We start from the raw sequence: 2,169 nt of genomic DNA on the forward strand, positions 1-2,169 counted from the left end.
ATATAATAATAATGTTGTTTTAAGTAGAGAAAATAGGTTAGAAATAATTAAAATTATTTCTTCTCTATACATAAATAATTAAAGTTAGTAAAATGATGAAAGTTATATGTGAGAAAAGAGGGTTTTTAGTGAAAATGAATAGAAGAAAACTAGTTTCAAGTATTTCAATGGCTATGTTATTAGTTGGTGTAATTGCATTCATATTTATGAATAAAGAATCTAAAATTAAAGGTTTTCCAGTACCAATGTCAGCAATTCATATTAACGATGATAAGGAAGAGGACTATCAATATATAAGTGTAATGCCGATTACAAAGGCGAGTGGATGGGAGAACTTAGGGGAAAACGGGCATACTGTTAGTTTTAAAAAAGGGGAGCGGAAGGTAACAGTAGTACATTATCCAGGAGACATTACGTATTATTTATTTGAGAAAAAGATGAATAAGGGAGATTAGCTAAAGATGTAATTCATTAAGAGTTACATCTTTTTTTATTCTGAATCATTTGAAATTAAATTCGATAGATGTTTTGATAGATGTAGTGATAAATATGATTAGTTCTATATGTCTATAAAGAGTATTAGGGTGATTATAAAAATATTATGTGAACTAATTATTGTGAGAAGAAGATAAATTATATGCTAAAGGGGGAATTAAAAATGCTACTAAAAACAATCTACTGTAAGGTGGAAGAAGAGAAAAAGGAATTGTTTTCAAATGCGCAAGGAAAATGGCGTGATATACGGCACCTAGATGGGTTTCATGGACAATTTGGTGGATGGTATGAAGATGAGGCATGTGTATTTACTTTATGGGAAGATAGAAGTGCATATCAATCATTTATGAATGGTGCTCACGATACAATTTATTTAAATAGTAATCAAGAGGATACGTTTCTTTCATGTGAAATTGAATTATTTCAAACGTTGTATGATATAACTGATACGCATTTGAAAGACGTTGTTACAGAAGGATCATTCGTAAGAGTTGCTATATGTGATGTAAAGATGGAAAAGGAAAATCATTTTTTACATAAGCAAGAAACAATTTGGAATAAAGGAATGGAAAAAGCAAAAGGAATGTTAGGTGGAGTAGTTGGGAAGTCTTTAAAAAATAAAAATCGTTACATAGTGTTAACGTATTGGAAAGATGAAAAGACGCATCAACATTATGTGGAAGAGATTTTCCCAGGTTTATATAAATTAGCTAATATTCATGAAGAGATAGAAGAGATAAAAGGAAAACAAGCTGTATGTAAGGAAGAATGGCTTGTATATTAAACGCTGAAAAAGTGCATAAATGAATGTATAATAAAGATATTTTCTTATAAACAAGTAATTAATAGAAGACGTTATATACCCTTTCATGTTAATATATTTAAGTTATAATAGGAGGCTTACCCTTTTGTATTGTACGGTAGAAGCAGTGTGAGCTTGAAATTTTTTTAGAAAAGGATGTGCCTAATTTGCGTATCAATAAATTTATTAGTGAAGCTGGAAAAGCGTCTCGACGTGGAGCGGATAAACTAATTAATGAGAGAAGAGTAATTATTAACGGTAAGGTTGCAAAAATTGGTGACCAAGTGAACCCAGGTGATGATGTACGAGTAAATGGAGAGCAGCTTCGAATTGCTCGAGATCACGTATATATCGCTTTAAATAAACCAGTAGGTATTACATGTACGAGTGAAAAATCAGTAAAAGGTAATATTATTGATTTAGTGAATCATCCTTTACGAATTAGTCACATTGGACGTCTTGATAAAGACTCTGACGGTTTAATTTTGTTAACGAATGATGGCGATATTGTTAATGAGATTTTACGTGCTGAAAACAAACATGAGAAAGAATATATCGTTTCAGTAGATAAGCCAATTACACCTGATTTCTTAGAGAAAATGGCAGCGGGTGTTAAAATTTTAGGAACAAAAACGCTTCCTTGTGAGATTACACAGTTATCAAAATATGAGTTCCAAATTATTTTAACACAAGGGCTAAATCGTCAAATTCGCCGTATGTGTGAAGCTTTAGGTTATCAAGTATACACGTTAAAACGTACGAGAATTATGAATATTGAATTGAATAATTTACCAGTTGGGCAGTGGAGAGATTTAACGAAGAAAGAGAAAAGACGTCTATTTGCAGACTTAAATTACGAACCACAAGATTGG

At 31.2% G+C, this 2,169-nt stretch carries 3 protein-coding genes; all 3 read left to right on the forward strand.

Annotated features, from left to right (window positions below; all coding sequences use genetic code 11):
- The first annotated feature begins 92 nt into the window (after positions 1-92).
- Positions 93-455, forward strand: coding sequence for a hypothetical protein (locus ABWK52_RS28345; RefSeq protein WP_002061304.1), 363 nt, complete (start codon positions 93-95; stop codon positions 453-455).
- Between the two features lie 203 nt (positions 456-658).
- Positions 659-1,279, forward strand: coding sequence for a YdbC family protein (locus ABWK52_RS28350; RefSeq protein ID WP_000925166.1), 621 nt, complete (start codon positions 659-661; stop codon positions 1,277-1,279).
- A 185-nt stretch (positions 1,280-1,464) separates the two neighbouring features.
- A partial coding sequence (gene rluF, locus ABWK52_RS28355; protein WP_001222170.1) for a 23S rRNA pseudouridine(2604) synthase RluF occupies positions 1,465-2,169 on the forward strand: 705 nt, incomplete at its 3' end.

The sequence above is a fragment of the Bacillus sp. AP50 genome (genome assembly GCF_040492675.1).
GTDB classification, from domain to species: domain Bacteria; phylum Bacillota; class Bacilli; order Bacillales; family Bacillaceae_G; genus Bacillus_A; species Bacillus_A cereus.